Genomic DNA, 25,048 nt, shown 5'->3' with positions numbered 1-25,048 from the left:
GATCCCCCGGGCGGTGGCGGTTCGCCGGGCGGTCCGCCAGTCGCCCGGGGGATCGCGGTGCCGGTGTGGCACCCTGAAGCGGTGGACCGGCTGACACAGGAAGCGCAGGACCGGCGGGCTTCGGCCGGCGGCCCGGCCCGGCGTTCCCCGGCACGGGACTCGTCGCTCACCGACACCGGGTCACCGCGCGTCGGTCAGTTCCGCCCCTCGAAGCGGCCCGCCGAGCGGGTCGGCCAGGACCGCTACCGCCCCGGTTCGCGCCGTACCAGCGCGGAGCCGCTGAAGGCCTCGTGGCAACCGCACGACGGTTCGCCCGAGGCCCCCGAGGCCGACGAGAAGCCCGTCCGGCGCAAGCCGCCGACGAAGAAGACCACGCTCGCGGCGTTCGTGAAAACCTACGGCTGGCGGGTCTACGCGCTGCCGATCCTCGTGGTGATCACCGTGCTGGTCGTGGTCAACACGGCGGGCAGCCCGGCCGAGCCCGGCGGTGCGCCCGGCTCCGGAGAGGCCGCGGTCGGCGACGCCACGGCCGGTGCCATCGACAGCGGGGGCGGCATCCCCGAAAACCCCGCGCAGCCGGTGAACCTGAAGGTGCCCACCGCGGACCTGCCCACCGGCGGCCCGTACACCGAGGAGGGCAAGGGCACCTGGCACGTCGTGCCCGGCTCCGGTGACGTGGTCGGCAAGAGCGGCAAGCTGTTCACCTACACCGTCGAGGCCGAGGACGGGATCGATCCCGCCAGCTACGCCGGGGACGACAGCTTCGCCACCGCGGTCGAGGGCATCCTGTCGGATCCGCGGAGCTGGACGTGGAACGGCAAGATCCGGCTGCAGCGGGTCGACTCGAGCTATCCCGACCCCAGTTTCCGGGTGAGCCTCACCACGCCGAACACCACCCACCGGCCGGACGCGTGCGGGTTCCAGATCAAGTTCGAGGCCTCCTGTTACCGCAGCAGCATGGACCGGGTGCTGATCAACCTGGCGCGCTGGGTGCGGGGCGCGAAGGCCTACGGCGCCGACATGACCGGCTATCGGCAGTACGCGATCAACCACGAGGTCGGGCACGCGCTGGGCAACCACCACGTCGGCTGCCCCGGCAACGACCAGCCGGCGCCGGTGATGATGCAGCAGTCGTTCGGCGTCGCCGACGACTACGTGGCGATGCTCAACAACATCCCCGGCGGGGACAAGGGCAAGGTCGCCGCGGACCACCGCGTGTGCGTGCCGAACGCCTGGCCGAATCCCACGCCCGCGGGACAGTAGCGGAACAAAGCACCCCGCGTCCCACCATCCGGACGCCGGGAAGCGGGGCTTGCCAGCGTGCGTTGTGGATACTGGGATTGAGACGCGATCCGCGCGACTATGGAGGACCCGATGTCAGACACGGCACTGCCCCCGCTGGTGGAGCCGGCTGCCGAGCTCACCAAGGAAGAGGTGGCCCGGTACAGCAGGCACCTGATCATCCCGGACGTCGGGGTGGCCGGGCAGAAGCGGTTGAAGAACGCGAAGGTCCTGGTGATCGGGGCAGGGGGGCTGGGCAGCCCGGCGCTGCTGTACCTCGCCGCGGCCGGTGTCGGCACGCTGGGCATCATCGACTTCGACGTGGTCGACGAGTCGAACCTGCAGCGTCAGGTGATCCACGGCCAGTCCGACGTGGGCAAGCTCAAGGCAGCCTCGGCGCAGGAGTCGATCGCCGAGATCAACCCGCTGGTCAAGGTGCACCTGCACACCGAGCGGCTGGAGTCGGCGAACGCGCTGGACATCTTCCGCCAGTACGACCTGATTCTCGACGGCACGGACAACTTCGCCACCCGCTACCTGGTCAACGACGCCGCGGTGCTGCTGGGCAAGCCGTACGTCTGGGGTTCGATCTTCCGGTTCGAGGGCCAGGTGAGCGTGTTCTGGGAGGACGCGCCGAACGGCCGGGGCCTGAACTACCGCGACCTCTACCCGGAGCCGCCGCCGCCGGGCATGGTCCCCTCCTGCGCCGAGGGCGGCGTGCTGGGTGTGCTGTGCGCGTCGATCGGCTCGATCATGGTGACCGAGGCGATCAAGCTGATCACCGGCATCGGCGATCCGCTGCTGGGCAGGCTGATCAGCTACGACGCGCTGGAGATGCGGTATCGCGAGGTCAAGATCCGCAAGGACCCGGAGACGCCGAAGATCACCGAGCTGATCGACTACGAGGCGTTCTGCGGGGTGGTGTCGGACGAGGCCACCGAGGCGGCGTCGGGCAGCACGCTGACCCCCGCGGAGCTGAAGGCGAAGTTCGACCGGGGCGACGATTTCGCGCTGATCGACGTCCGTGAGCCGCACGAGTACGAGATCGTGAACATCAAGGGCGCCACGCTGATCCCGAAGGACCGGATCCTGTCCGGCGAGGCACTGGCCGAGCTGCCGCAGGACAAGCCGATCGTGCTGCACTGCAAGTCGGGTGCGCGCTCGGCGGAGGCGCTGGCCGCCCTGCACGCGGCGGGGTTCAAGGACGCCACGCACCTCGGTGGCGGCGTGCTGGCCTGGGCTCGCCAGGTCGACCCGAGCCTGCCCACCTACTGAGCAGTCCGCGAAGGCCTCCTTCTGGGAACTTGTTTCCCGGAAGGAGGCCTTTTTTGCGCGTTCTGCTTCGCCGGGAGGGCTGTCGAGAGGCGGAGCCGTGCCGAACGTCTGCTTCCGCCGAGAAGACCGCGTGGGGGCCGATGAGGCCGCTTGCCGGATCACGCGACGAACAGGACGGTTCGCCGGCCCCGCAACGTTTCCGATGATCACTGCGCGGTCGAGCTGACGGCGCTCCATCCGTGTTCCAGCAGCGCGAAGATCCGGTCGAGGGTGGCGTCGCCGGTCTGTCCGCGCACGAGGGTGACCGCTTCCAGGGCGAAGTGGGCCAGGGCTCGGCAGACTGCGTCGTCGGTGGGAAGACCACTGTCCGCGGCAATCGCGTCGGCCAGTGCGACCTCGTGTCGCAGCCACATAGCTCGGGCGTACTCGCGCAGCTCCGGGGTGCTGTCGATGAGCTGCCGATACGCCTGGAAGCCCGGGTGGTCGGCGTTGCGCAGGGCCCGCCCCGTCTGCCGCAGATGGTCCCGCAGGGCGGCCGGGATCGAGCATCCGGCGGGGCGGTCCCGGACGGCGGCGACCAGTGCGGCCTCGCGGTCGGTCTCCTCGTCGAACACCAGCGCGACCTTGCCGTCGGGAAAGTGCTTGAACAGCGTGGTCACCGACACGTCCGCCGTGTCGGCGATCTCCCGCACTCCTACCGCGTCGTACCCGCGCTCCAGGAACAGGCGCAGCGCGGCATCCGCCAGAGCCTGGCGGGTCGCGGCTTTCTTGCGCTCGCGGCGTCCCACGGTCTGCGTCACCACTCCACCCTAACACACCGTGGTGTACCGACTAGCAAAGTTTAACAGTTGCACTTTGTGAGCGATTGTGGTTCCTTGAATCTCGTCCACGGAATCCGCCCCGGCTCTGTCCGAGACGAGGTGCGCTGCCTTCCGAACCACTTCCTTGCCACGAAAGGACGCCCGACGATGCGCTCACCCTCGCCCGGAGCAGCCCGGATCGCGGTCATCGGCGCCGGCCCCGGCGGCCTGACCTGCGCCCGCATCCTGCAACGCCACGGTCTGCGCGTCACGGTCTACGACCGCGACCGCGAGGCCCATGCCCGCGACCAGGGCGGCACTCTCGATCTGCACGCCGACAACGGCCAGATCGCCCTTCGGCACGCCGGGCTGCTGGCGGAGTTTCTCGCCGCGGCCCGCCCCGAGGGTCAGGAGATGCGCCTGACCGACCACACCGGAGCCATCAGGCACCACGACGTTCCCGCCCCCGGCGACACGTTCAAGCCGGAGATCGACCGGGGTGACCTGCGGGACCTGCTCCTGAACTCGCTCCGGCCCGGCACCGTGCAGTGGGGACACGACCTGCGGACAGTCACCGCACCTGTCGACGGCCTCCGCCGACTGCACTTCGCCGGCGGCGCCACCACGGACGCCGACCTCGTCATCGGCGCGGACGGCGCCTTCTCCCGGGTTCGGACCCTCGTGTCCGACGCCGTCCCCGCCTACACCGGAGTCACCTTCCTCGAGGCCTGGTTCGACGACGTCGAAACCCGCCACCCGGAGCTGGGCCGGTTGGTCGGCCCGGGCAGCGCCTTCGCGATCAGCGGCGGCAGGGGACTGCTGGCCCAGCGGAACAGCGGGGAGCACATTCGCGTCTACATCGCCCTACGCGTCCCACGGGATGCGAACACCCCCGCCGGGATCGACCTCACGGACACCGAAGCCGCCCGCGCCTGCCTGCTCGACCTGTTCCCGGGCTGGGACCCGCTGCTCCTGCGCATGATCACGGACAACGACGGTCCGTACGTCGACCGACCCCTGTACGCGCTGCCGATATCGCATACGTGGACCCACAATCCGACGGTCACCCTCCTCGGAGACGCCGCCCACCTGATGCCGCCCCTCGGCGTCGGCGTCAACCTGGCCATGCTCGACGCCGCCGAACTCGCCCTCGCGCTTCGTGACAGCGACAGCATCGCCGACGCCATCCACGCCTACGAAAACGTCATGCTGCCCCGCTCCGCCGGGGTGGCCCGCGAATGCGCCGAGGGACTCGACGGACTCCTCGCCCCGACCCCGGATCACGCCCACCACCACCTCACGGCCGACCGCTGACCGAGCAGCTGTCACGGGAGATCGACATGTCACGCGCGGTGAGACCGTAGTTTTGTGCCGCGTGACCAGCGAGTCTTCCCGAAGGTGGGCCGTGCGGGCGGTACCGTGTGGGTTTGTGCGGTCCACTCTCGAACGGCCTTCCGAGCGGGTTCGCGCCGCTTTCGGCGGTGCGCCCGATTCCGCGTCGCCGGTACCGGATTCGGCGGTGTGGCGGTGTGGCGACCTGGTGTTCAAACCGGCCACCGACCGGTCCCGCGCGTTGTGGACGGCGCGGGCGCTCGACTACGCCGACGACCCAGGGCTGCGGATCGCGAAGCCGGTGCGTTCGCTGGACGGCCGGTGGGTCGTCGGAGGCTGGTCGGCGTGGCGGTACGTCGCGGGTAGCCCGGAGCACCGTTGCGAGGAGTCGGTGCTGGCCGCCGTCCGGCTGCACCGGGCGACGGCGGATCTGCCGCGGCCGGATTTCCTCGCCGCGCGGGACGACCTCGACGCGGTGGCGGACCGTATCGCCTGGGAGGAACTGGACCGCCCGTTGCCGGAGGCCAAAGGCGGCCGCTGGTTCGAAATCCTGGCCCCGGCCCGGCGGCCGGTGCGCCTGCCGCACCAGATCGCGCACGGCGAGCTGCTGGCCGGCCTGCTTTTCGACGGCGACGCGGCACCCGGCGTCGTCGACTTCGTCCCGTACTACCGGCCGGGTGAGTGGGGTGCGGCGATCGCCGCCGTCGATGCGCTGGCCTGGGGCGGGGCGTCGGGGGCGTTGCTGGAGCGGTGGGCGCATCTGCCGGAGTGGCCGCAGTTGCTGTTGCGTGCGGTGTTGTTCCGGTTGGCGGCCCACGCGCTGAACCCGCGGTCCACCGGTGCCGCGCTGGACGGCCTGCGGGCCGCCGCCCGTGAGGTCAGCGCGGTTCTCTGACCGCTCACGCGCCGGTGGGCCGCGCGGCGCGGCCGATGTCAACTCCATGAAACATTCGACGCGGTTCCGGGTAACACAGCCTCCTTAACGTCGGGTCATCCGACCCGAGGAGCGCCCGTGCCGCACGTCGACACGCACTGCCCGTACTGCGCTCTGCAGTGCGGGATGCGCATGGACGAAACCCGCGTCGGCCCTCGCGACTTCCCGGTCAACGCCGGTGGGCTCTGCCAGAAGGGCTGGACGTCCGGGGAGCTGCTGCGCACCGGCGACCGGCTGACCACGCCGTTGCTGCGGCGGAACGGGGAACTCCGCCCGGCGAGCTGGGACGAGGCGCTGGATTTCGTGGCCGGACGGCTGGCCGGGCTGCGCCGCGACCACGGCGCGGACGCGGTCGCGGTGTTCGGCGGCGGCGGGCTCACCAACGAAAAGGCTTACCAGCTCGGAAAGTTCGCCCGGGTCGCGCTGGGCACGCGGAACATCGACTACAACGGCCGGTTCTGCATGTCGTCGGCCGCCGCGGCGGGACTGCGCGCGTTCGGGCTCGACCGCGGCCTGCCGTTCCCGGTCACCGACCTGGCCGGCGCCGGTACCGTACTGCTGGCCGGCGCCAATCCGGCCGAGACGATGCCGCCGTTCCTGCAGCATCTGCGGAACGCGGACCTGATCGTGGTCGACCCGCGGCGCACGCCGACCGCGGAGCAGGCGAGCCTGCACCTGGCACCCGCTCCGGGCACGGATCTCGCACTGGCGCTGGGCATCCTGCACGCCGTGGTCGCCGAAGGGTACCTCGGAAAGTCCTATGTGGACGAGCGGACGCGTGGCTTCGAAGAGGCATGGCGGATTGCCGCTGCCTGGTGGCCGGAGCGGGCTGAGCGCGTGACCGGCGTGGCCGCTGCTGACCAGCGTCGCGCGGCGGAGTTGCTGGCACAAGCGGAGAACGCGTACGTCCTCACCGCGCGCGGCACCGAACAGCACGCCACCGGTACGGACACGGTCGGCGCCTGGATCAACCTCGCTCTCGCGCTGGGGTTGCCGGGGCGCGCCGGTTCCGGTTACGGCTGCCTCACCGGCCAGGGCAATGGGCAGGGCGGCCGCGAACACGGGCAGAAAGCCGACCAGTTGCCCGGGTACCGCAAGATCGATGATCCGGCGGCTCGCGAGCACGTGGCCCGGGTGTGGGGCGTGACGCCGGAAAGCCTGCCCGGGCCCGGACGATCGGCGACCGAGCTGCTCGACTCGCTGGGGCGGGACGGCGGCCCGAAGGCGCTGCTTGTCTTCGGCAGCAACGTCGTCCTGTCTGCGCCTCGCGCGCAGCATGTCCAAGAGCGACTGTCTTCAGTGGATCTCTTGGTGGTGGCGGACTTCGTGCTCTCGGAGACCGCGGCGATCGCCGATGTGGTGTTCCCGGTGACGCAGTGGGCTGAGGAGGACGGCACGCTCACCAACCTCGAAGGCCGGATTCTCCTGCGTCGCAAGGCACTCGACCCGCCCGAGGGAGTCCGCACCGATCTCGGACTGGTGCACGGATTGGCTACTCGGCTGGGACAGCCTGCCGAACGGTTCCCGACCGCCGCCGAGAGCGTATTCGATGAACTGCGCGCCGCCTCGAAGGGCGGTCCTGCGGACTATTCCGGTGCCAGCTACCAACGTCTGCGCTCTGGTGAAGCCTTGCATTGGCCGGTGCCGTCCGAGGACCATGCCGGCACGCCGCGGATGTTCCTCGACCGCTTCGCGCATTCGGATGGCCGTGCCAGGTTCACTGCCGTCGACCACAGTGGACCCGCGGAGCCGTCGAACGCGGAATTCCCGTTGCAAGCCACCACAGGCCGGGTGCTCCAGCACTACCAGTCCGGTGCCCAGACCCGCCGGATCGCCGAGCTGAACACCGTGGTGCCGGAGGCTTTCGTGGAGGTGCATCCCGACACTGCGGTACGGTCCGGGCTCGCCGACGGGGAACGCGCGGTGGTCCGGTCACGGCGTGGCGAGACGGTGGCGCGGGTGCGGTGCGTTCCGTCGATGCGGCCCGATCTGGTGTTTCTCCCGTTCCACTTCCCGGGGGAAGGCCGGGCGAACCTGCTCACCAATCCGGTACTCGATCCGGTGAGCCGGATGCCGGAGTTCAAGGTGTGCGCGGTTTCGCTGGCGAGGGCGGACACGTGAGCGCGCGGCACGTCGTCATCGCGGGCTACGGCATGGCCGGCGCCCGGCTGGCCGACGAGATCCGCCGCCGTGACCCGGAAGCCGAACGCGTCCGGCTCACCGTGCTCGGTGCCGAGGCGCATCCGGCGTACAACCGGGTGCTGTTGTCCACAGTGGTCGCTGGCGGGCTGAGCCCGGAGGCCGTGCGCCTGCACGACGACGAGTGGGCCGCACGCGCGAAGGTCGAGCTGCGCCTCGGTGCGCCGGTGACCGGTCTCGACCGCTCGCTTCGCCGCGTGGAGACCGCGACCGGCTCTTACACCTACGACGCGCTGGTCCTCGCGACCGGTGCGAGCCCGTGGCTTCCGCCGGTGGAAGGCCTGGAGCCGGGACCGGAGGTCGTCGCGTTCCGCACTCTGGACGACTGCCGCCGGATCGTCGACGTCGCGCGTCCCGGCGCTCCGGTCGCGGTCCTCGGCGGCGGACTGCTGGGCCTGGAAGCCGCGCGCGGGCTCGCGGGCCGGGGCGCGAACGTCACGGTGGTCCACCCCAGCGTGCACCTCCTGGAACGGCAGGTCGACGCCGCTGCCGGGCGGGTGCTCGCCCGCCGGCTCACCGGGCTCGGCGTGAGTTTCCGGTTCGAGGTGACGGCTGCGCGGCATCTGCCCGGTGACGGGCTCAAGCTGGACGACGGCAGCTTCGTCCCGGCCGATCTCGTGGTCGTCGCCGCCGGGGTGCGGCCGGAAACCGGTCTCGCCGAGGCCGCCGGCCTGGCAGTGGACCGTGGAATCCTCGTCGACGACCTGCTGCGGTCCAGCGACGGGCGGATCCACGCGCTGGGGGACTGCGCTCAGCACGAGGGCGCGCCGGCCGGGCTCGTGCAGCCGGCGTGGGAACAGGCTGCCGTGCTCGCCGACCTGCTGACCGGTTCCGACCCGGCCGCGCGATACCGCGGCACTGCGGCAGTCACCCGGCTCAAGGCGCGCGACATCGATCTCGCCGCACTCGGTGAAGCGCAGGCGACGGGTGAGGGCGCCGAAGTGCTCACGCTCGACGATCCGTCCGGCGGCCGCTACGGCAAGCTCGTCGTCCGCGAAAACCGCGTGACCGGGGCGATCCTGCTCGGCCTGCCGGACGCCGCCGCGACCGTGACCCAGTTGCACGACCGCGGCATCCCCGTGCCGGACGACCGGCTCGCGGTGCTGCTCGGCCGCGCCTTGCCCGCGGACACGGCGACCGCGGCGAGTCCCGCGGAACTGCCGTCGTCGGCGTTGATCTGCCGTTGCAACACGGTGACAAAAGGACGGCTGGTCGACGCCTGGCGCGGCGGCGCGACCGACGCGACCGCGCTCGTCCGTACCACCCGTGCCACCACCGGCTGCGGTAGTTGCCGCGACACGGTGGGTGCGGTCGCGGACTGGCTGGCCGCTCAATGATCCCGCACTCCCTGCAGTACACCGAGGAGGACGCCATGACCGTCACGGCCCATCGGGGCGCCCGCTGGATCGAGCGCTGGGACCCCGAGGACGAAGCGTTCTGGGAACACACCGGAAAGCGGATCGCCCGGCGCAACCTGTGGTTCTCGGTGTTCGCCGAGCACATCGGGTTCTCGATCTGGACACTGTGGTCGGTCGTCGTGCTGTTCATGGGCCCGGCCTACGGGTTCTCCGCGGCGGACAAGTTCCTCCTGGTGTCCACGCCGACGCTGATCGGTGCGCTGATGCGCCTTCCCTACACCTTCGCGGTGGCCAAGTTCGGCGGGCGCAACTGGACCATCGTCAGTGCCGCACTGCTCCTGGTGCCGACGGTGCTCACCGCGATCGTGCTGCACCCCGCGACCTCGCTGGGCACGTTCCTGGTGATGGCCGCACTGGGCGGCGTCGGCGGCGGAAACTTCGCGTCGTCGATGACGAACATCAACAGCTTCTACCCGGAGCGGTACAAGGGCTGGGCGCTGGGCCTCAACGCCGGCGGCGGCAACCTTGGCGTGGCGGTGATCCAGCTGGTGGGCCTGCTCGTGATCGGGCTGGCCGGGGCGAGCGCGCCGCGGCTCGTGCTCTCCATCTACCTGCCGCTCATCGTGCTCGCCGCGCTGGGTGCCGCGTTGTTCATGGACAACCTCGCCACCGTCCGCGGGGACACCAATGCGATGCGCGAAGTCGTCCGAAGTGGACACGCCTGGGTGATGTCGCTGTTGTACGTCGGGACGTTCGGCTCCTTCATCGGCTACAGCTTCGCGTTCGGCTTGGTACTGCAGAACCAGTTCGGCCGAACGCCGTTGCAGGCGGTCGCGGTGACCTTCCTCGGCCCGCTGCTCGGTTCGCTGTCCCGGCCGCTGGGCGGCTGGCTGTCCGACCGCACCGGTGGTGGCCGGGTCACCTTCGTGACGTTCGGCGCGATGGCGCTGGCCACTGTGGTGCTGGTACTGGCTTCCTCGGCAAACTCGCTGGCATTGTTCACCATTGCCTTCATCGTGTTGTTCGTGTTGACGGGGATCGGCAACGGCTCGACGTACAAGATGATCCCGGCGATTTTCCAGGCGAAGGCGCGGGTGGCCATCGTCGCCGGTGGCGACGAGGCCGCGGAGCTGCGCAACGCACGCAGGCTGTCCGGGGCGCTGATCGGATTCGCGGGTGCGCTCGGTGCGCTGGGCGGACTGTTCATCAACCTCGCCTTCCGGGAGTCGTTCGCCAGCGCGCACAGCGGAGTGCCCGCGTTCATCGGGTTCCTGGTCTTCTACGCGGTATGCGTGGGCGTGACCTGGGTCGTCTACCTGCGTAAACCCGCGGGGAGCAGCCGGGTGGCGCTGGCCGGGGCGGAGCTCTGACATGCCCACTCTCGCGGTTGTCGGGCACGGTATGGTCGCGCACCGGCTGGTGGAAGCAGTCCGTGAGGCGGACCCGCGCAGCGCGTGGCAGATCGTGGTACTGGCCGAGGAAACCCGGCCCGCCTACGACCGGGTGGCGCTCACGTCCTATGTGGAGCATCGAGATCCGGCGGCACTCGCGTTGCCCGGCTCCGGCTACGACGGGGACGAGGCCGTGGAGTTGCGGCTCGGCGACACGGCCGTCGCGGTGGACCGGGACGCGAAGACCGTGACCACCGCGTCCGGGCATGTGCAGCCTTACGACAAGCTGGTACTGGCGACCGGATCACGTCCGTTCGTGCCGCCGGTTCCCGGGCACGACCTTCCGGGCGTGTTCGTCTACCGGACGATCGAAGACCTCGACGCCATCCGGGCGGCAGCTGAGCGACCGGGCCGCGGACGCCGGGCGGCGTTGGTGATCGGTGGTGGCCTCCTCGGGCTCGAAGCAGCCAAGGCATTGCGAGACATGGGGCTGTCACCGCACGTCGTGGAAATGGCGCCGCGGCTGATGCCGTTGCAGATCGACGAAGGCGGCGGTGGCCTGTTACGGCGGCTCGTCACGAGCCTCGACGTCACCGTCCACACCGGAACATCCACCGACGCGATCGTCTCCGATGAGACCCGGCTGCTCGCCCGCCTCGGCAACGGCACCGAGCTGGACGTGGACCTGGTCGTCTTCTCCGCCGGAGTACGTCCGCGCGACGATCTCGCCCGTTCCTCCGGAATGGCAGTCGGCGAGCGGGGCGGGGTGCTGGTGGACGCCGCCTGCCGTACCGCGGATCCGTCGGTCTACGCGATCGGCGAGTGCGCGGCCGTCGAGGGCCGGGTCTACGGCATCGTCGCGCCGGGCTACGCGATGGCCGAGGTCGTGGCCGCACAGCTGACCGGTGGCGCGGCCACGTTCGCCGAGCCGGACACGGCTACGAAGCTGAAGTTGATGGGCGTCGATGTGGCCAGCTTCGGTGACGCGCACGCGGCGACCGAGGGTGCGTTGGAGGTCGCGGTGAACGACGCCGTGGCCGGTACCTACAAGAAGCTCGTGGTCACCGACGACGGGAAGACGCTCCTCGGCGGTGTTCTCGTCGGCGACGCGACGGAGTACAACACGTTGCGCGCCTTGGTCGGCCGCCGGCTGCCTGCGGACGCGGGCGCATTGCTCGCTCCGGCCGGCGGAGGTGCGGCGGTCGGTGTCGATTCGTTGCCGAACGAAGCGCAGGTCTGTTCCTGCAACGGGGTTGCCAAGGGCACGCTCGTACACGCCATCACCGAGGAAGGGTGCGATTCGGTCGGCAAGCTGAAAGCTTGCACGCGCGCCGGTACGTCCTGCGGCTCGTGCGTGCCGATGCTGACCAAGCTCCTCGACTCCTGTGGAGTCGAACAGTCGAAGGCGTTGTGTGAGCACTTCGGACAGTCGCGCGCCGAGCTGTTCGAGATCATCCGCGCCACGCAGATGACCACCTTCAGCGAGGTGATCAGCCGGTACGGCACCGGAACCGGCTGCGCGGTGTGCAAGCCGGCGGTGGCCTCCATCCTGGCGACCCTCGGCAACGGCCACATCCTCGCCGGTGAACAACTGACCCTGCAGGACACGAACGACCGGTTCCTCGCGAACATCCAGCGCAACGGCAGCTATTCGGTGGTGCCGCGGATCCCCGGCGGCGAGATCACCCCGGAGAAGCTGATGGTGATCGCCCAGGTCGCTCAGGACTTCCGGCTGTACACGAAAATCACCGGCGGACAGCGAATCGACCTGCTCGGCGCCACTGTGGACCAGCTGCCGGAGATCTGGCGGCGGCTGGTGGACGCCGGGTTCGAGTCCGGGCACGCGTACGGGAAGGCCCTGCGCACGGTCAAATCGTGTGTTGGTTCCACCTGGTGCCGATACGGCGTGCAGGACAGCGTCGCGCTCGCGATCGATCTGGAGTTGCGTTATCGCGGGCTGCGGTCACCACACAAGATCAAGTCGGGAGTCTCCGGGTGCGCCCGTGAATGCGCGGAAGCCAGGGGCAAGGACTTCGGGGTGATCGCCACCGAGCACGGCTGGAACCTCTACGTCGGCGGAAACGGCGGTGCCAGCCCGAGACACGCCGAACTCCTGCTGTCCGATGTGGATACCGAGACGTTGGTTCGTACCATCGACCGCTTCCTCATGTTCTACGTGCGTACCGCCGACCGGCTGCAGCGCACCGCCGCGTGGATCGAGGAGCTGGACGGCGGGCTGGACCACGTGCGCGCGGTGATCGTGGACGACAGCCTGGGCATTTGCGAGAACCTGGACGCGGCGATGGCGAAACACCTCGACGGCTACACCGACGAATGGCGCGGAGTACTGGAGGATCCGGACAAGCTGGCGCGGTTCAGTTCGTTCGTGAACGCACCGGGGACTCCGGACCCGTCGATCTCGTTCCGTGCGGAGCGGGAACAGAATGTCCCGGTACTGCTGGGCGTTCCGGAGGTGCGACGATGACGCCGCCGACCTGGACCGTGGTGTGCCCGGAGACGCACGTGCCGAATTTCTCCGGAGTCGCGGCGCTGGTCGACGGGCAGCAGGTCGCGGTGTTCCATGCAGGAGGCTGGTACGCGCTGTCCAATGGGGACCCCCGCAGTGGTGCGGCCGTGTTGTCGCGCGGGATCGTCGGCGACGCCGGGGGCGAGCCAGTCGTCGCATCGCCGGTCTACAAGGAACGGTTCTCCCTGAACACGGGGGAGTGCCTGGACGCGGAGGGGGTCTCGGTTCCGGTGTATCCGGTGCGCGTGCGCGACGGGATGGTCGAGGTGGGCCGGCCGTGACCGACGTCCGGCCGCTGGCCGGGTTCACGGTGGGGATCACCGCGGCGCGCCGAGCCGAAGAGCTGGGCGCGCTTCTCGTGCGCCAGGGTGCGACCGTCCGGTATGGACCGGCGATCCGGATCGTGCCACTGGCCGACGACACCGAACTGCACGCGGCCACGATGCGGATGCTGGAGTACCCAGTGGACGCCGTGGTGGCGACCACGGGGATCGGGTTCCGGGGCTGGATCGAGGCCGCGGAGGGATGGGGCCTCGGCGAAAAGGTTCTCGAACACCTTGGCGCGGCGTCGTTGCTGACCCGCGGTCCGAAGGCTGCCGGAGCGGTGCGGGCGGCGGGGCTGGCGGAGGAGTACGCGCCGGCTTCCGAGAGCAGCGCGGAACTGCTGGAACACCTGCTGGCGTCCGGAGTGCACCGAAAGCGCATCGCGGTGCAGCTGCACGGCGAGCCGCTGCCGTACTTCGTGGAGGGCCTCCGTCATTCGGGTGCGGAGGTGATCGAGGTTCCGGTGTACCGCTGGGTCGCTCCGGCAGATCCGGGACCGCTGGACCGGCTGCTGGACGCGGTGCTGGAAGGCACGATCGACGCTTTGCCGTTCACCAGCGCGCCCGCCGCCGCCTCGACGGTCGCCTTCGCCCGCCGGACGGGCCGGCTCGCCGCGCTGGTCGAGGCACTGTCGAGCCGGGTGACCGTGGCTTGTGTGGGCCCGGTCGCCGCAGCCCCGCTTGCCGCGCTGGGCATTCCGACTGTCCAACCACCGCGGTCGCGGATCGGCGCACTGGCCCGGACGGTCGCCGACTCGTTGACCGCGCGGTCGCCCACGATGTACCCCGCCGGTTGCCCACTCGAGGTACGCGGCACCGGTGCATTGGTGGCCGGAGCCTGGCGGGAAATCGCTCCGGCGCCGATGGCGTTGTTGCGTGCGCTCGCCCGGCAGCCTGGGCGTGTCGTGCCACGCCGGGAGTTGTCGGCGGAGTTGCCCTCAGGCGGTGAAGCGCACGCGGTCGAGACCGCGATCGGCCGATTGCGGACCGCGCTGGGCAGGGCGGGGCTGGTGCAGACGGTGGTGAAACGCGGTTACCGGCTGGCGGTGGATCCGGCGGACGGCTCGGAGCCGGTCGGCTAATGTGGACGCCTGTGCGGATGCTCCCCATTCCGCCGGGAGCCGTGACTCTCACCGACCGGCGGACAGAAAGCAGCTGGACTGTCGACGTCCCGGCGTTCGAGCTGGGCGCGACACCGGTCACGCGATCGTTGTATGACGGAGGCGGGGAGCTGCCGGCGGTCGAGGTGTCCTGGTGGGATGCCGTGCGGTTCTGCAACGCGCAGTCCGTGCGGGACGGATTGCCCTCGGCCTACCGCATCGAGCGCGACGATGTGGAGTGGGACCGGTCCGCCACCGGCTATCGCCTGCCGACGGAGGCGGAATGGGAGCATGCCTGCCGGGCAGGTACCGCGGGCCCGCGCTACGGCGACCTGGACGACATCGCCTGGTACCGGGGAAACTCCGATGGCCGGCTGCATCAGCCCGGCGAGAAGCTGCCGAACGCCTGGGGCGTCTTCGACGCGCTTGGCAACACCTGGGATTGGTGCTGGGATCGCTACGATCCCGCGACCTACGGTGAGTACCGGGTGCTGAAAGGGGGCGGCTGGGCGGACGAACACTGGAGCGTGCGGGTGTCCGTGCGGCGCCGCAGCCACCCCGCTTTCCGCGTGGACGACGTCGGTTTCCGCCTGGCCAGGACGGTGCCGGCCGCCTCGGGTCAGCCGACGACGACGCCGTAGACGGAGTAGGGCGGCAACTCCATGGTGGTCGAGACCGTGCCGTCGGTCGCGGTCGCCGTTTCGGTCTTCACCGGTGCGGTGGCGTCGTTGTCGGGTGCGGCGAGGTAATGGGTGAGCTGGACGTCGCCGTTCGCGCCGGTGTTCTCCAGCGTGAGGTCGGCCGTCACCGGGTTTTCGCTGTCGTTGATCGCCCAGGCGACACGCTGACCGGCTGCGTTGACTGCCGAGCAGGAGCTGGTGAGGCCGTCGTCGCCGGTGTTCGTGATCTTGTTCTCTCCGCGGCCGAGGCCGAGGTCCTTCGAGAGCAGCCGGAACGTGGCGGCCTTCGGGGAGAGGGTGCCGTCGCTGTCGACGAAGGCGAACGGGTGGCGCCGGTACGCGTCGAACGAGTCGGGTTCGTCGTTGCTGCCGAAGATCATCGCCCCGGTGACCCCGGCGTCCATCATGCCCGAAAGGCGCCATCCGGCGAAGGAGACCGCCTGCGGGCTGTCCGAGTTGATCGATCCTTCCTGCTCGAAGTCGGGTGAGAAGTTCCATTCGGTGACGAACAGCGGCAGGTCCGAACGGCCGGCCTCGTCGTTGATGTCGTGCCATCGCCCGGCGTTCGCGTTCGCCTTGTCGTCGCCGTAGGAGTGCCAGTCCCCGAACCGGACGTCCGGCCCGATCTCCGGATCGGAGAGCAGCTTCTCGTACCAGTCGCCGTCGTCGCTCGCGATCTGCGGGCCGACCGGTTTGTCCGCGCTCACCTCGTTCATGCCGGCCAGCGCTTCGCGGTAGATGTGCGCGTAGTCGTCGTAGTCCATTTCGAGGTCGGGCTCGTTCGCCACCTCGAAGTAGTCCACGTCGTCCTGGTAGTGCGCGAAGACCTGCTTGAAGGACTCCTTGAGCGCGTCGAAATCGGTGATCGGGAGCGAATCGTCGTCGCCGTCCCATGAGGTCTCGGCACCTTCGGTGCCCATCCACTCGGGGAAGCCGTGAATGATCAGCATGTGCTTGAGGCCGGCATCGTGGTAGGCGGCGAGATCGCTCTCGTTCGTGGTTTCGTTCTCGCCGTCCGGATTCCAGTTCCAGTCCGCTGGCGGACGCTCGAACGTCTCGCGGTCCGGGATGAGGTCGTAGAGGTAGACGTCCGAGCGGAGGATGGTGACGCCGGCGTCGGCCACCGTCGAGGCGTACTCCGGTTTGAGTTTCGGCCAGGAGGACAGCCCGAACATCAGATTGCTCGAGGTCGCGATCTGGTGGTCGAAATCGACGCTGACGCTGCCGGATGCGGCCGGTGCGGCGGAAGCCGCCGGGGTGAGCGCGGCGGCGAGGACCGCGGCGGCGAGAACGGACCAGCGTTTTCTCATCGGAGCACCTGCTTTCTCGAGTGGGAAAGGACTTCCGTCACCGGGTTCCGATGCCGTTGAGCATCCCGGAGATGAACCGTTTCTGCAGGAACACGTAAGCCGCCACGATCGGGAGCGCGACGATGACGCCACCCGCGGACAGCAGTGAGTAGTCGGTCAGGTGGGCGCCCTTGAAGAAGGCCAGCCCGAGCGGTGCGGTGCGATGGTCCTCACTGCTCACGAGCACGAGGGGCAGCAGGAATTCGTTCCACGTCCACATCGCCACGAGCAGGCACATGGTCATGATCGAGGCGAGCGACGGCGGCACGACCACTCGCCAGAGCACGCGCAGATCGCGGGCGCCGTCGATCTTCGCCGCCTCGATGATCTCGGTGGGAAACGCGCGGAACTGGTTGCGCATCCAGAAGATCGCGAATCCCAGCGATTGCGCGGCCTGCGGCAGGATGAGCGCGGCGTAGGTGTCGGTCAGCCCGACGGTGCGAAGGTTGAAGTAGAGCGGGATCACGAACGCCTCGGCCGGAAGCATCAGCCCGGCCAGCACCACGAAGAACAGTACGCCGGAGCCGAAGAACCGGAGCCGCGCGAAGGCGAATCCGGCCAGGATCGCCAGTACCGTGGTGAGGACGACGACGCCCGCGGTGACGAGCAGGCTGGAGAGCAGGTACTGCCCGAACCGGCCCTCGGCCCACGCCGCGCCGAAGTTGCCGAGGTCGATCCGCGAAGGCAGGGCGAATCCACCGTGGTTTTCCACGGGCGGAGTCACCGCCGAGAGGACCACTCCGACGAGCGGGACGAGCGCGGTCAGGCCGAAGATCGTGAGGATGAGGTAGTCGACGACCTTTTCCCGAGTGGACAGTCTCATCCGGACTCCTTCGGCTGGATTCGTTTGATGAGCGCTGTCACGATCATGATGACGGCGGTCAGCACGACCGCGACCGCTGCTCCCGAACCGACCTGCCCGGTGGTGAAGGCCCGGTTGTACGCCTCGAACGCGGGGACGGTGGTCGAAGTACCCGGCCCGCCCGAAGTCGTCACGTAGACCAGGTCGAACGTCTTGAGCGCCGAGACCACCGTGAGCGTCAGTGCGACGGCGATCTGTCCTCGCAGCGAGGGCAGGGTGATCGCGAAGAACTGGCGTCCGGCCCTCGCGCCGTCGAGCTGCGCCGCTTCGAACAGAGACGGCTCGATGGTGCCGACTCCGGACAGGAACAGGACGAGGCACAGCCCGACGTTGACCCAGGTTCCCACGAACCCGATCGCGGGCAGGGCGAGCGAATAGTCGGAAAGCCACACCCGGGTCACCGAGCCGAGCCCGACCATCCGCAGGAACCCGTTGAGCAGCCCGTCCGGCGAGTAGATCGACACCCAGATCGTCGCCACGACCACGGACGAGATCACCTGGGGCAGGAACAGCACCGTGCGAAAGAAACCCATGCCGCGCAAGCGGTTCGCTCGGGAAATGAGAGCGGTCAGGAACAACGCGAGGACAATCGGCACCACCGCGTAGAACAGCATGAGCACCAGCGCGTGGCCGAAGGCGTCGCGCAGCGCGGCGTCGGTGAAGACCGAGAAGTAGTTGCTGAAGCCGGCCCAGGTCGAGGCGGAAAGCCCGTCCCAGTCGTAGAACGAGTACTGCAGCGTTTGCAGCAGCGGGTATCCGAGGAAGAGCCCGAAGACCACGAGCGCGGGCAGGACGTAGAAGAACCCCGCCCGGCTCTTGCGGCGGCTCCTGCGGACCTGCGGCGCTGGGATGCGTTCGGGGCTCTTCTCGCGCAGCATGGTCATCCGCGGGTCTTCTTGAACTCGGTGTAGTCCTGTTCCAGTGCCTGGGTGAACTGCTCCGGCGTCTTCTGCCCCGCGACGAGGTCTTGCAGCGCGGCGGACAGCGTGGTGTAGAAGGTCGGCGTGGTGTAGTCGAGGTAGGGCGCGATCCCGTCCGCTTTCGAGATCGTGGTGTAGGTGTGCCCGATGTCCTCGGCCAGCCCGCCGGTCGCGTGGGTGCGCGGCTCCACAATGGGCAGGTTGCCGGCTTTCGAGAGTTGCTCGGCGGTGGATTTGCCCGCGATGAAGTCGACGTAGGCCGCGGCGGCGTCGGCATGACGGCTTTTCGTGGTGACGGCCCAGGAAACGCCCTCGCCGCCCATGGTGACCGGGTTCGGCGAACCGGGCGGGGTGAGCGCGGTGAACCGGGCGTCCGGGGACTGCGCGTCGGCCTCGAACCAGGTGCCGGCGACCAGGAACGCGGACTTCCCGTTGTGGAAAGAGGAAACGGCGTCGTCGATGCTGATGCCGTTCGCGCCGGTGGTCAGGTACCCGGCGCGCTGCCAGCCCTGCAGGGTGTGCGCGGCCTTGGTCGCCTCCGGACCGGTCCACGAGCCGTCGGCCGATTTGACCAGGTCGTTGACCTTGTCGCGGCCGGCGAGCGCGGACAGCAGGAAACCGTAGAGGTGGATGCCCGGATATTTCTCGAGATCCCCGTAGCTGAGCGGCACCGTGCCGGTCGTCTTGACCTTCGCGAGGTCCGCGGTCAGCTCGTCCACAGTGGCCGGTGGATGGTCGATCCCCGCCTTCGCCAGCACCGAAGGGTTGTAGTACAGCCCGATCAGCTCGCCGGTCTGCGAGATGCCGTAGAGCTGGTCGCCCTGCCAGTTTTTGCCGTCACGGGAGAAGGAATTGAGTTTCAGCAGGCTCGCCGGGTAGTACCGGTCCCACCCGTACAGTTTGGCGTAATCGTCGAGCGAACGCAGGAGCCCGGCCTTCACGAAGGCACCCATGTCCGGGTAACCCTGGTTCGCTTGCACGACGTCAGGCGGCTGCTCGCCGGAGAGCGCGAGTTTCAGCGTGGCCTTGTAATCGTTGAAGGCACGGGAAACGCGATCGATGGTGACGTTCGGGTACTTCTGCTCGAAGGCCTTGTTGAGCTCCCGTTGCGCACGGTCGATGCCCTGGTCGGTGTTCTGGTCCCAGACCGTGAGGGTGATCTTCTCGGTGCCGACGTTCTTGGACACCGGACCCAGGTCGGCGGCGGCGGGCGCGGAGCCGCCGGGCGCGCACGACGTCAGCGAGACGACGAGCGCGGCGGCGGCCAGCAGGGGAACCGTGGTGCGGCGGTTCATCATCGATCCTCTCCTCGGGTGGTCGCGAGACCGGCGAAGGACCAGTCGCCGTCCGGGCGGTGTTCGTGCAGGAAGGCGGCGAGCTCGCCGGGACGCGGCGCGCTGACGGCTCCGCCGTGCCCGGTGACGGAGATCGCGGCGTTGAGAGCCGCGAAGCGCAACCGCTCGGTCAGCGTCCAGTCGTAACGGGCGGCGGCCATGAACGTCGCCACGAACACGTCTCCCGCCCCGGTCGAGTCGACCACGTCGACCGGGATCGAGGGAACCTCGGTCATCGCGCCGGTCGCGGAGTCGACGGCGACCGCGCCGTCCCGTCCGCGGGTGACGATGGCGAGCGGAACCCGTTCGGCGAGCACCTTCGCGGCCGACACCGCGTCGTCGGTGCGGGTGTACCGCATCGCCTCCACGTCGTTCGGCACGAAGACGTCCACCTCGGCGAGCCGGTCCAGCACTTCGGCCGCCCACTGTCCAGTGTGGTCCCAGCCGACGCCGCCGACGATCGTGGTTCCCGCGTCACGCAGGCGCGCGACCCAGGCCGGGAGCTTCTGCTCGACCCCGACATGCACCGCGCCGATCGGGCCGTGGTCGTCCGGGAGTTCGCGCGAGCCGAGCGGCTCCCGATAGGTGACGAAGCTGCGGTCGCGGCTGCCGGTGAGCGAGACGCTGACCGGGGTCTGCCCCGCGACCTGGTCGATCAGGTCGGTGCCGAGGTCGGGTTCGGCGGCGAGGACGGCGAGCACGTGCGCGCCGAGCGGATCGTCGCCGAGCCGGCCGAGGATTTTCGTCGTGGCACCGGCCCGCGCCGCCGCGAACGCGCGGGTCGCCACGCCGCCCGGCGTGATCGCGAAACCCTGCGCGTAGACCTCGGCGCCGATCTCGGGCACCTCGACGCCGGCGAACACCAGGTCACAGAACACGTCGCCGGTGAAGAGCAGGTCAGTACCCGCGGTGGGGCCTGCTGCGGCCACGAAACCCTCCTCGTCGTTGCGGAGTTTCCGGGCGATACTGGGCGGGTTTGCGCGAACTTCAGCATCCGATGCCCGGCATGACGCTCGACTGTGCGCAGGACGGTACCCGTTTGACCGAGTTTTGTTAAGTCTGCGCGACTCGGTCGGTCGGGCCTGCTCGAAGTTGCTCAAACTCGCGCAGAACGCGCTAGAGTGGCGGCATGATCCTGCGGGAACGGCAAGACCACATCATGCGCGCGCTGCGCAGCTCTGGCGCGGCCTCCGTGCGGGAGCTGGCGGAAGTGCTGTCGGTCAGCGAATCGACCGTCCGGCGCGACCTGGAAATCCTCGACCGCAACGGTGAGCTGACCCGCACCTACGGCGGCGCGGTGCTCAAACCGCGCGCCACCGTGCAGGACAGCGGGCCGGGGGAGGTCGAGGAACCGTTCGACGAGACCACCGACGTCGATCTCAAGACCCGGCTGGCCGACGCGGCGGCCGCGATGGTGCCGGACGGAAGTGTGGTGCTGCTCGACATCGGCACCACCACGCCGATCCTTGCCCGCCGCTTACGCGGCCGGGACATCACGGTGATCACCTCGAACCTGGCCGTGTTCGACGAACTGCGCGATGACGGGACGGTCCGCGTGGTGCTGCTCGGCGGCGTGGTCCGCCGCAACTACCGCACGCTGGTCGGCTCGCTGACCGAGTTCGCGCTGCGCCAGGTGACCGCCGACCTCGTGTTCCTTTCCTGCACCGGCGTGCGGCCCGGCGGCGCGGTGGTCGACAACATGGCGGTGGAGGCTCCGATCAAGCAGTCCATGATCGCCGCCGCGGACAAGGTCGTGCTGCTCGCCTCGGAAACCAAGTTCCCCGGCACCGGCGCGCTGCGGTTGTGCTCACTCGAGGACATCGACGTGCTCGTCACCACCACGAGCGCCCCGGCGGCCACGCTCGACCTGTGCCGCACCGCGGGCGGAGAGGTCGTCGTCGCATGAAACTGTGCGTGCTCGGCGGTGGCGGATTCCGCACGCCGAACGTCTACCAGGCGTTGCTGCGCGATCAGGGTTCCCCGCGGGTCGACGAGGTCGCGCTGTACGACGTCGACGAGCAGCGACTCGCCACGATGGTCGCGATCCTCACCGAAATGGCCACGGGCTTCCCGGATCCGCCGGTGCTGAAGCCGACCACGAATCTGCGGGCCGCGGTGGACGGCAGCGACTTCGTCTTCGCCGCGTTGCGCGTCGGCGGCCTCGAGGGCAGGCGCTGCGACGAACACGTCGCGCTGGAGCTGGAGGTGCTGGGCCAGGAGACGACGGGTGCCGGCGGCCTGGCGTACGCGCTGCGCACGGTGCCGGTGATGGTCGAAGCGGCCGAAGTGATCAAGGAACTCGCGCCGCACGCCTACGTCATGAACTTCACCAACCCCGCCGGCATCATCACCGAGGCGATGCAGGCGGTGCTCGGCGACCGCGTGCTCGGCATCTGCGACACACCGTCCGGGCTCGGCCGCCGGGTCGCGGACCTGCTGCGGCTCGACCCCGCGCGGATCCAGCTGGACTACGTCGGGCTGAACCACCTCGGCTGGATGCGCCGGATCCTCTGCGACGGCCGCGACGTGCTGCCCGCTCTGCTGGCCGACGACGACCTGCTCGGCTCGCTGGAGGAGGGGAAGGTCTTCGGCCGCGAGTGGATCCGTTCGCTCGGCGTGCTGCCGAACGAGTACCTGTTCTACTACTACTTCACCCGCGACGCGGTGCGCAACATCCTCGAATCCGGCACCACCCGCGGCGATTTTCTCCAAGCGTCCCAAGAGGATTTCTACCGTGCTGCCCGCGGGCACGGTGTCGGGGTCGCCGATCTGTGGCGATCGACCGTGGCGCGGCGCTCCGCCACGTACATGCCCGAGGCGCGTCGCGGCGACGGCCGCGAGGACGTCGGCGACGAGGGAGACCAGGGCTACGCGGGAGTCGCGCTCGGCGTCATGGCCGCGATCAGCCGCAACGAACGGCAGACGATGATCCTCAACGTCCGCAACAACGGCACGATCGGAGGCCTGCCCTCCGATGCGGTGGTCGAGGTGCCGGCGATGGTCGACGCGAACGGTGTCCACCCGTTGACCACCGCCCGGCCCGACCTCCACCAGCTGGGCTTGATGTCGCAGGTGAAGGACGTCGAGCGGCACATCATCGGCGCCGCGCTCAGCGGTTCGAAAGTCGCTGCGCGCAAAGCGTTCGCGCTGCACCCGCTGGTGGACAGCGTGGCCGTGGCCGACGCGCTGGTGACCGGCTACATGAACCGGATTCCGGAGGTCGGAGCGGTGCTGACCCGGTAGCCGGCCTTGCATCTGGTACGCGGGGAGTCGCCACCGCTCACGAGACCCGGGTCTGCTCCCACCAGTCGAGGACCCGGCTTCCGTGCAGGGTCAGCCACTTCGACGGTTCGCCCGCCGGTGCGTCGGTCTCGAACCACACGTCGCCGGGTAACGGTCCATTTTGGAGCCATCGGCCGTCGGGTTGCCGGGCCGCGCGGATGCGTTCGATCGCTTCCGTCATCCGCGGATCCGGTGGCGCGCCCGTGAGGAGGCTCGCTTCGCGGAGGTACGAAGCGGCGTTGAGCAGGCTGTAGAGCCAGCGGAACGGGTACCCGAAGCGCTCCACCCACGGGCCCACCTGCTCGCCGGTGGACCGCCGCCGGATGAGCGCGCGCTCCAGCAGGTACTCCTCCCCGGCGCGTTGCGCGGCCAGGGTGGCGCCCGTTCCGCCGGTCGCTTGGTGACAGGCGAGGAGGCCTTTCAGCGAATTGAGGGTGGAATGGAAGGAGGAGCGGGTGGAGCCCTCGACCCATTCGCAGTTCCAGCCGCCGTCGGGCAGCTGGTGCTCGACGAACCACTCGACGAGCCCGCTGACGTCGACGCCGAGCCAGAGGCCGTTCGCCAGCGTCCAGGCGTTGACGCAGCAGTCGACCTCGCCACCCCAGTACGGCAGGTCCTCGTATTCCCAGCGGCTGTTCTCGGCCAGCAGCTCGGCCGTGCCGCGCAGCGCCGAGGCGTCCACGCCCCATTCCCGCAGGGAGCACAGTGACCACGTGGTCGCCGTCCACGGCTGGCCGGTTTTCTGTGCGCGGGAAGCGAAATCGGCGGGGAAGTACGCACCGCCTGCCCATTGACCGTCGGACCCCTGAAGCGCCAGCAGCCGCGCGCCGAACCCCTCTGTCGCCACGCGTGCCCGGGTCGCTTCCCACACCTCCGGTGCGGCGCCGGCCAGGTCCCGTTCGACCTGCCAGCGCAATGCCGGATCGGAATCGAGCAGCCAGGTGAGTACCGTCATGCGCCGACTCTAAGTCCAGGCCACGACAAAATCCGGAAAACCACGAGCAGTAGCCACCCGTGCGGCCTCCGCTTCCGCTTCCGCGCGAACGGCACCGTGCAGCGGATCGAACGCGGTGATGGTGAACGTCAGCCGCTTGCCGCTCGCCTTCGTCCGCCAGACGCCCGGGATCTCGCCGTTCACCAGCAGCGCACCGGGGCTGCCGAGGATCTTCCAGACCTCCTTGGCGCGGCCCTTGTTCGGTACGAGCAGCGCCTTGTCGCGCCCCTGCGTGAACGGGTCGAGAGGCGGCAGCAGGCGCACCCCTTCGGGGGTCGGCGGGTTTTCCAGCGCGGACAGCCGATCCGTGGGCACGAAGGCGCGCCGCCCGGCCATGTGGACCTCGGTGAGCCGGTCCGCGGGCCAGATCCCGGTCACGCTCGCGCGCGCGGAGCCGGTGAACCCGGCCGCGTCCCCGGGCGTCGCCGGTCCGTTGAATCGCAGGTACCGCTCCAGAACCCGGGCAGTGGCCGCCGGGGACGGGCGGGTCGCCGGCCGGCCGCGGTCCTCCAGCGGGGCGAGCGTCGCCGGGCGCCGGTCCGCTTCCAGCCGCACTCCAGCGTGGATGGTCGCCAGCCGCATGAGCTGCTCGTGCACATGGGTGGCGCCGCAGACACGGCACCACCGGGCGAACGACGGTGGCAGCAGTTTCGTGATCGCCGTACTCACCGCGCCTTTGGTAATCGGCCCCTTCACCACCGTGCGGATCGCCCGCGCGGTGGTGAAGAGAACGTCCACTGCGGACAGTTCGGTCTGCTGGAGTTCCTTGCGTTGCCACAACATCCTGGACAGCGCATCAGCATCGTCGAGCGGAACCAGCGACGCCGCCAGCTCCGGAAGGTCGGTCCGGCGGTGGAAATGCGGCGCGCCGCGGTGCGACCACACGAGGGCGAGCCGCGGGTCGGTGGTGAGCGCTCCCGGCGTGACCGGCCCGGGAACCCGTGCGGCGAGCGAAAGCAGCGCGGTGTCCCGCAGGCTGTCCTGCAGGCCGAGGTCCAGCAACGGCAGCGCGTTCACGTCCTCGACGGGCCGGTGCAGGCCGTGCTCGGCGATCCGGTAGGCCAGCGCCTGTTCCCGCGACACTTCCACCATGGTGGGTTTCTCCTC

General features: G+C 69.5%; 21 protein-coding genes. 13 read left to right on the top strand and 8 right to left on the bottom strand.

What is annotated here, in order from left to right:
• The first annotated feature begins 81 nt into the window (after positions 1 to 81).
• Positions 82 to 1,263, top strand: coding sequence for a DUF3152 domain-containing protein (locus BJY18_RS17415; RefSeq protein WP_184780980.1), 1,182 nt, complete (start codon positions 82 to 84; stop codon positions 1,261 to 1,263).
• Between the two features lie 111 nt (positions 1,264 to 1,374).
• Positions 1,375 to 2,556, top strand: a complete 1,182-nt coding sequence (gene moeZ / locus BJY18_RS17410; protein WP_184780979.1) for an adenylyltransferase/sulfurtransferase MoeZ — start codon at positions 1,375 to 1,377, stop codon at positions 2,554 to 2,556.
• Positions 2,557 to 2,762: 206 nt separating this feature from the next.
• On the opposite strand, the gene BJY18_RS17405 is transcribed toward moeZ, so the two are convergent.
• On the bottom strand, positions 2,763 to 3,356 hold the full coding sequence (locus BJY18_RS17405; RefSeq protein ID WP_184780978.1) for a TetR/AcrR family transcriptional regulator: 594 nt from the start codon (positions 3,354 to 3,356) through the stop codon (positions 2,763 to 2,765).
• A 168-nt stretch (positions 3,357 to 3,524) separates the two neighbouring features.
• On the opposite strand from BJY18_RS17405, the gene BJY18_RS17400 reads away from it, so the two are divergent.
• The 9 genes from BJY18_RS17400 (at position 3,525) to BJY18_RS17360 (ending at position 15,161) form a co-directional block, all read left to right on the top strand.
• Complete coding sequence (locus BJY18_RS17400; protein ID WP_184780977.1) at positions 3,525 to 4,670, top strand: FAD-dependent oxidoreductase; 1,146 nt, start codon at positions 3,525 to 3,527, stop codon at positions 4,668 to 4,670.
• Positions 4,671 to 4,785: 115 nt separating this feature from the next.
• A complete protein-coding gene (locus BJY18_RS17395) occupies positions 4,786 to 5,583 on the top strand; it encodes a TIGR02569 family protein (RefSeq protein ID WP_184780976.1) in 798 nt (265 codons plus the stop codon).
• Positions 5,584 to 5,700: 117 nt separating this feature from the next.
• The gene (locus BJY18_RS17390; RefSeq protein WP_184780975.1) at positions 5,701 to 7,743 is read left to right on the top strand and encodes a molybdopterin oxidoreductase family protein; all 2,043 of its coding nucleotides are present in this window, start codon (positions 5,701 to 5,703) and stop codon (positions 7,741 to 7,743) included.
• Complete coding sequence (locus tag BJY18_RS17385) at positions 7,740 to 9,158, top strand: FAD-dependent oxidoreductase (RefSeq protein WP_184784670.1); 1,419 nt, start codon at positions 7,740 to 7,742, stop codon at positions 9,156 to 9,158. Before BJY18_RS17390 ends, BJY18_RS17385 begins: the two co-directional genes overlap by 4 nt.
• Before the next feature lie 35 nt (positions 9,159 to 9,193).
• Complete coding sequence (locus tag BJY18_RS17380) at positions 9,194 to 10,549, top strand: MFS transporter (protein WP_246458898.1); 1,356 nt, start codon at positions 9,194 to 9,196, stop codon at positions 10,547 to 10,549.
• Position 10,550: 1 nt separating this feature from the next.
• The gene (gene nirB / locus BJY18_RS17375; protein ID WP_184780973.1) at positions 10,551 to 13,055 is read left to right on the top strand and encodes a nitrite reductase large subunit NirB; all 2,505 of its coding nucleotides are present in this window, start codon (positions 10,551 to 10,553) and stop codon (positions 13,053 to 13,055) included.
• Positions 13,052 to 13,378: a nitrite reductase small subunit NirD gene (gene nirD / locus BJY18_RS17370; RefSeq protein WP_184780972.1), complete on the top strand. Its 327-nt coding sequence runs from the start codon at positions 13,052 to 13,054 to the stop codon at positions 13,376 to 13,378. Before nirB ends, nirD begins: the two co-directional genes overlap by 4 nt.
• Positions 13,375 to 14,502: a uroporphyrinogen-III synthase gene (locus BJY18_RS17365; RefSeq protein WP_184780971.1), complete on the top strand. Its 1,128-nt coding sequence runs from the start codon at positions 13,375 to 13,377 to the stop codon at positions 14,500 to 14,502. The genes nirD and BJY18_RS17365 overlap by 4 nt, the downstream gene beginning before the upstream one ends.
• Positions 14,503 to 14,513: 11 nt before the next feature.
• Positions 14,514 to 15,161, top strand: a complete 648-nt coding sequence (locus BJY18_RS17360; RefSeq protein WP_312873870.1) for a formylglycine-generating enzyme family protein — start codon at positions 14,514 to 14,516, stop codon at positions 15,159 to 15,161.
• Here BJY18_RS17360 and BJY18_RS17355 read toward each other — a convergent pair.
• From BJY18_RS17355 to BJY18_RS17335, 5 genes are read right to left on the bottom strand one after another with little or no spacing between them, the layout of a single operon-like run.
• Positions 15,140 to 16,510, bottom strand: coding sequence for a cellulase family glycosylhydrolase (locus BJY18_RS17355; protein WP_184780970.1), 1,371 nt, complete (start codon positions 16,508 to 16,510; stop codon positions 15,140 to 15,142). The two genes, BJY18_RS17360 and BJY18_RS17355, sit on opposite strands and share 22 nt — an antisense overlap.
• A 37-nt stretch (positions 16,511 to 16,547) precedes the next feature.
• The gene (locus tag BJY18_RS17350) at positions 16,548 to 17,372 is read right to left on the bottom strand and encodes a carbohydrate ABC transporter permease (RefSeq protein WP_184780969.1); all 825 of its coding nucleotides are present in this window, start codon (positions 17,370 to 17,372) and stop codon (positions 16,548 to 16,550) included.
• The gene (locus tag BJY18_RS17345; protein WP_246458894.1) at positions 17,369 to 18,295 is read right to left on the bottom strand and encodes a carbohydrate ABC transporter permease; all 927 of its coding nucleotides are present in this window, start codon (positions 18,293 to 18,295) and stop codon (positions 17,369 to 17,371) included. The genes BJY18_RS17350 and BJY18_RS17345 overlap by 4 nt, the downstream gene beginning before the upstream one ends.
• The gene (locus BJY18_RS17340; RefSeq protein WP_221457795.1) at positions 18,292 to 19,629 is read right to left on the bottom strand and encodes an extracellular solute-binding protein; all 1,338 of its coding nucleotides are present in this window, start codon (positions 19,627 to 19,629) and stop codon (positions 18,292 to 18,294) included. Before BJY18_RS17340 ends, BJY18_RS17345 begins: the two co-directional genes overlap by 4 nt.
• Positions 19,626 to 20,594, bottom strand: a complete 969-nt coding sequence (locus tag BJY18_RS17335) for a carbohydrate kinase family protein (protein ID WP_184780968.1) — start codon at positions 20,592 to 20,594, stop codon at positions 19,626 to 19,628. Before BJY18_RS17335 ends, BJY18_RS17340 begins: the two co-directional genes overlap by 4 nt.
• Before the next feature lie 200 nt (positions 20,595 to 20,794).
• On the opposite strand from BJY18_RS17335, the gene BJY18_RS17330 reads away from it, so the two are divergent.
• Positions 20,795 to 21,571 (top strand): DeoR/GlpR family DNA-binding transcription regulator, encoded by a 777-nt coding sequence (locus BJY18_RS17330; RefSeq protein ID WP_184780967.1) that lies wholly within the window; start codon positions 20,795 to 20,797, stop codon positions 21,569 to 21,571.
• A complete protein-coding gene (locus BJY18_RS17325; protein WP_184780966.1) occupies positions 21,568 to 22,908 on the top strand; it encodes a 6-phospho-beta-glucosidase in 1,341 nt (446 codons plus the stop codon). The genes BJY18_RS17330 and BJY18_RS17325 overlap by 4 nt, the downstream gene beginning before the upstream one ends.
• A gap of 37 nt (positions 22,909 to 22,945) precedes the next feature.
• On the opposite strand, the gene BJY18_RS17320 is transcribed toward BJY18_RS17325, so the two are convergent.
• Positions 22,946 to 23,902: a prenyltransferase/squalene oxidase repeat-containing protein gene (locus tag BJY18_RS17320; protein ID WP_184780965.1), complete on the bottom strand. Its 957-nt coding sequence runs from the start codon at positions 23,900 to 23,902 to the stop codon at positions 22,946 to 22,948.
• Positions 23,903 to 23,911: 9 nt separating this feature from the next.
• Positions 23,912 to 25,033 (bottom strand): DNA glycosylase AlkZ-like family protein, encoded by a 1,122-nt coding sequence (locus BJY18_RS17315; RefSeq protein ID WP_184780964.1) that lies wholly within the window; start codon positions 25,031 to 25,033, stop codon positions 23,912 to 23,914.
• Positions 25,034 to 25,048: the final 15 nt, after the last annotated feature.

Origin of the sequence: Amycolatopsis jiangsuensis (genome assembly GCF_014204865.1) — a bacterium.
In the GTDB taxonomy this organism is placed as follows: domain Bacteria; phylum Actinomycetota; class Actinomycetes; order Mycobacteriales; family Pseudonocardiaceae; genus Amycolatopsis; species Amycolatopsis jiangsuensis.
This window is presented reverse-complemented; position numbering and strand designations above follow the sequence as displayed.

Coding starts and splice junctions, on each gene's coding strand:
- moeZ (WP_184780979.1), top strand. CDS start 1,375: ATGTCAGACACGGCACTGCCCCCGCTGGTGGAGCCGGCTGCCGAGCTC.
- BJY18_RS17400 (WP_184780977.1), top strand. CDS start 3,525: ATGCGCTCACCCTCGCCCGGAGCAGCCCGGATCGCGGTCATCGGCGCC.
- BJY18_RS17380 (WP_246458898.1), top strand. CDS start 9,194: ATGACCGTCACGGCCCATCGGGGCGCCCGCTGGATCGAGCGCTGGGAC.
- nirB (WP_184780973.1), top strand. CDS start 10,551: ATGCCCACTCTCGCGGTTGTCGGGCACGGTATGGTCGCGCACCGGCTG.
- nirD (WP_184780972.1), top strand. CDS start 13,052: ATGACGCCGCCGACCTGGACCGTGGTGTGCCCGGAGACGCACGTGCCG.
- BJY18_RS17355 (WP_184780970.1), bottom strand. CDS start 16,510: ATGAGAAAACGCTGGTCCGTTCTCGCCGCCGCGGTCCTCGCCGCCGCG.
- BJY18_RS17350 (WP_184780969.1), bottom strand. CDS start 17,372: ATGAGACTGTCCACTCGGGAAAAGGTCGTCGACTACCTCATCCTCACG.
- BJY18_RS17345 (WP_246458894.1), bottom strand. CDS start 18,295: ATGACCATGCTGCGCGAGAAGAGCCCCGAACGCATCCCAGCGCCGCAG.
- BJY18_RS17340 (WP_221457795.1), bottom strand. CDS start 19,629: ATGATGAACCGCCGCACCACGGTTCCCCTGCTGGCCGCCGCCGCGCTC.
- BJY18_RS17330 (WP_184780967.1), top strand. CDS start 20,795: ATGATCCTGCGGGAACGGCAAGACCACATCATGCGCGCGCTGCGCAGC.
- BJY18_RS17325 (WP_184780966.1), top strand. CDS start 21,568: ATGAAACTGTGCGTGCTCGGCGGTGGCGGATTCCGCACGCCGAACGTC.
- BJY18_RS17320 (WP_184780965.1), bottom strand. CDS start 23,902: ATGACGGTACTCACCTGGCTGCTCGATTCCGATCCGGCATTGCGCTGG.
- BJY18_RS17315 (WP_184780964.1), bottom strand. CDS start 25,033: ATGGTGGAAGTGTCGCGGGAACAGGCGCTGGCCTACCGGATCGCCGAG.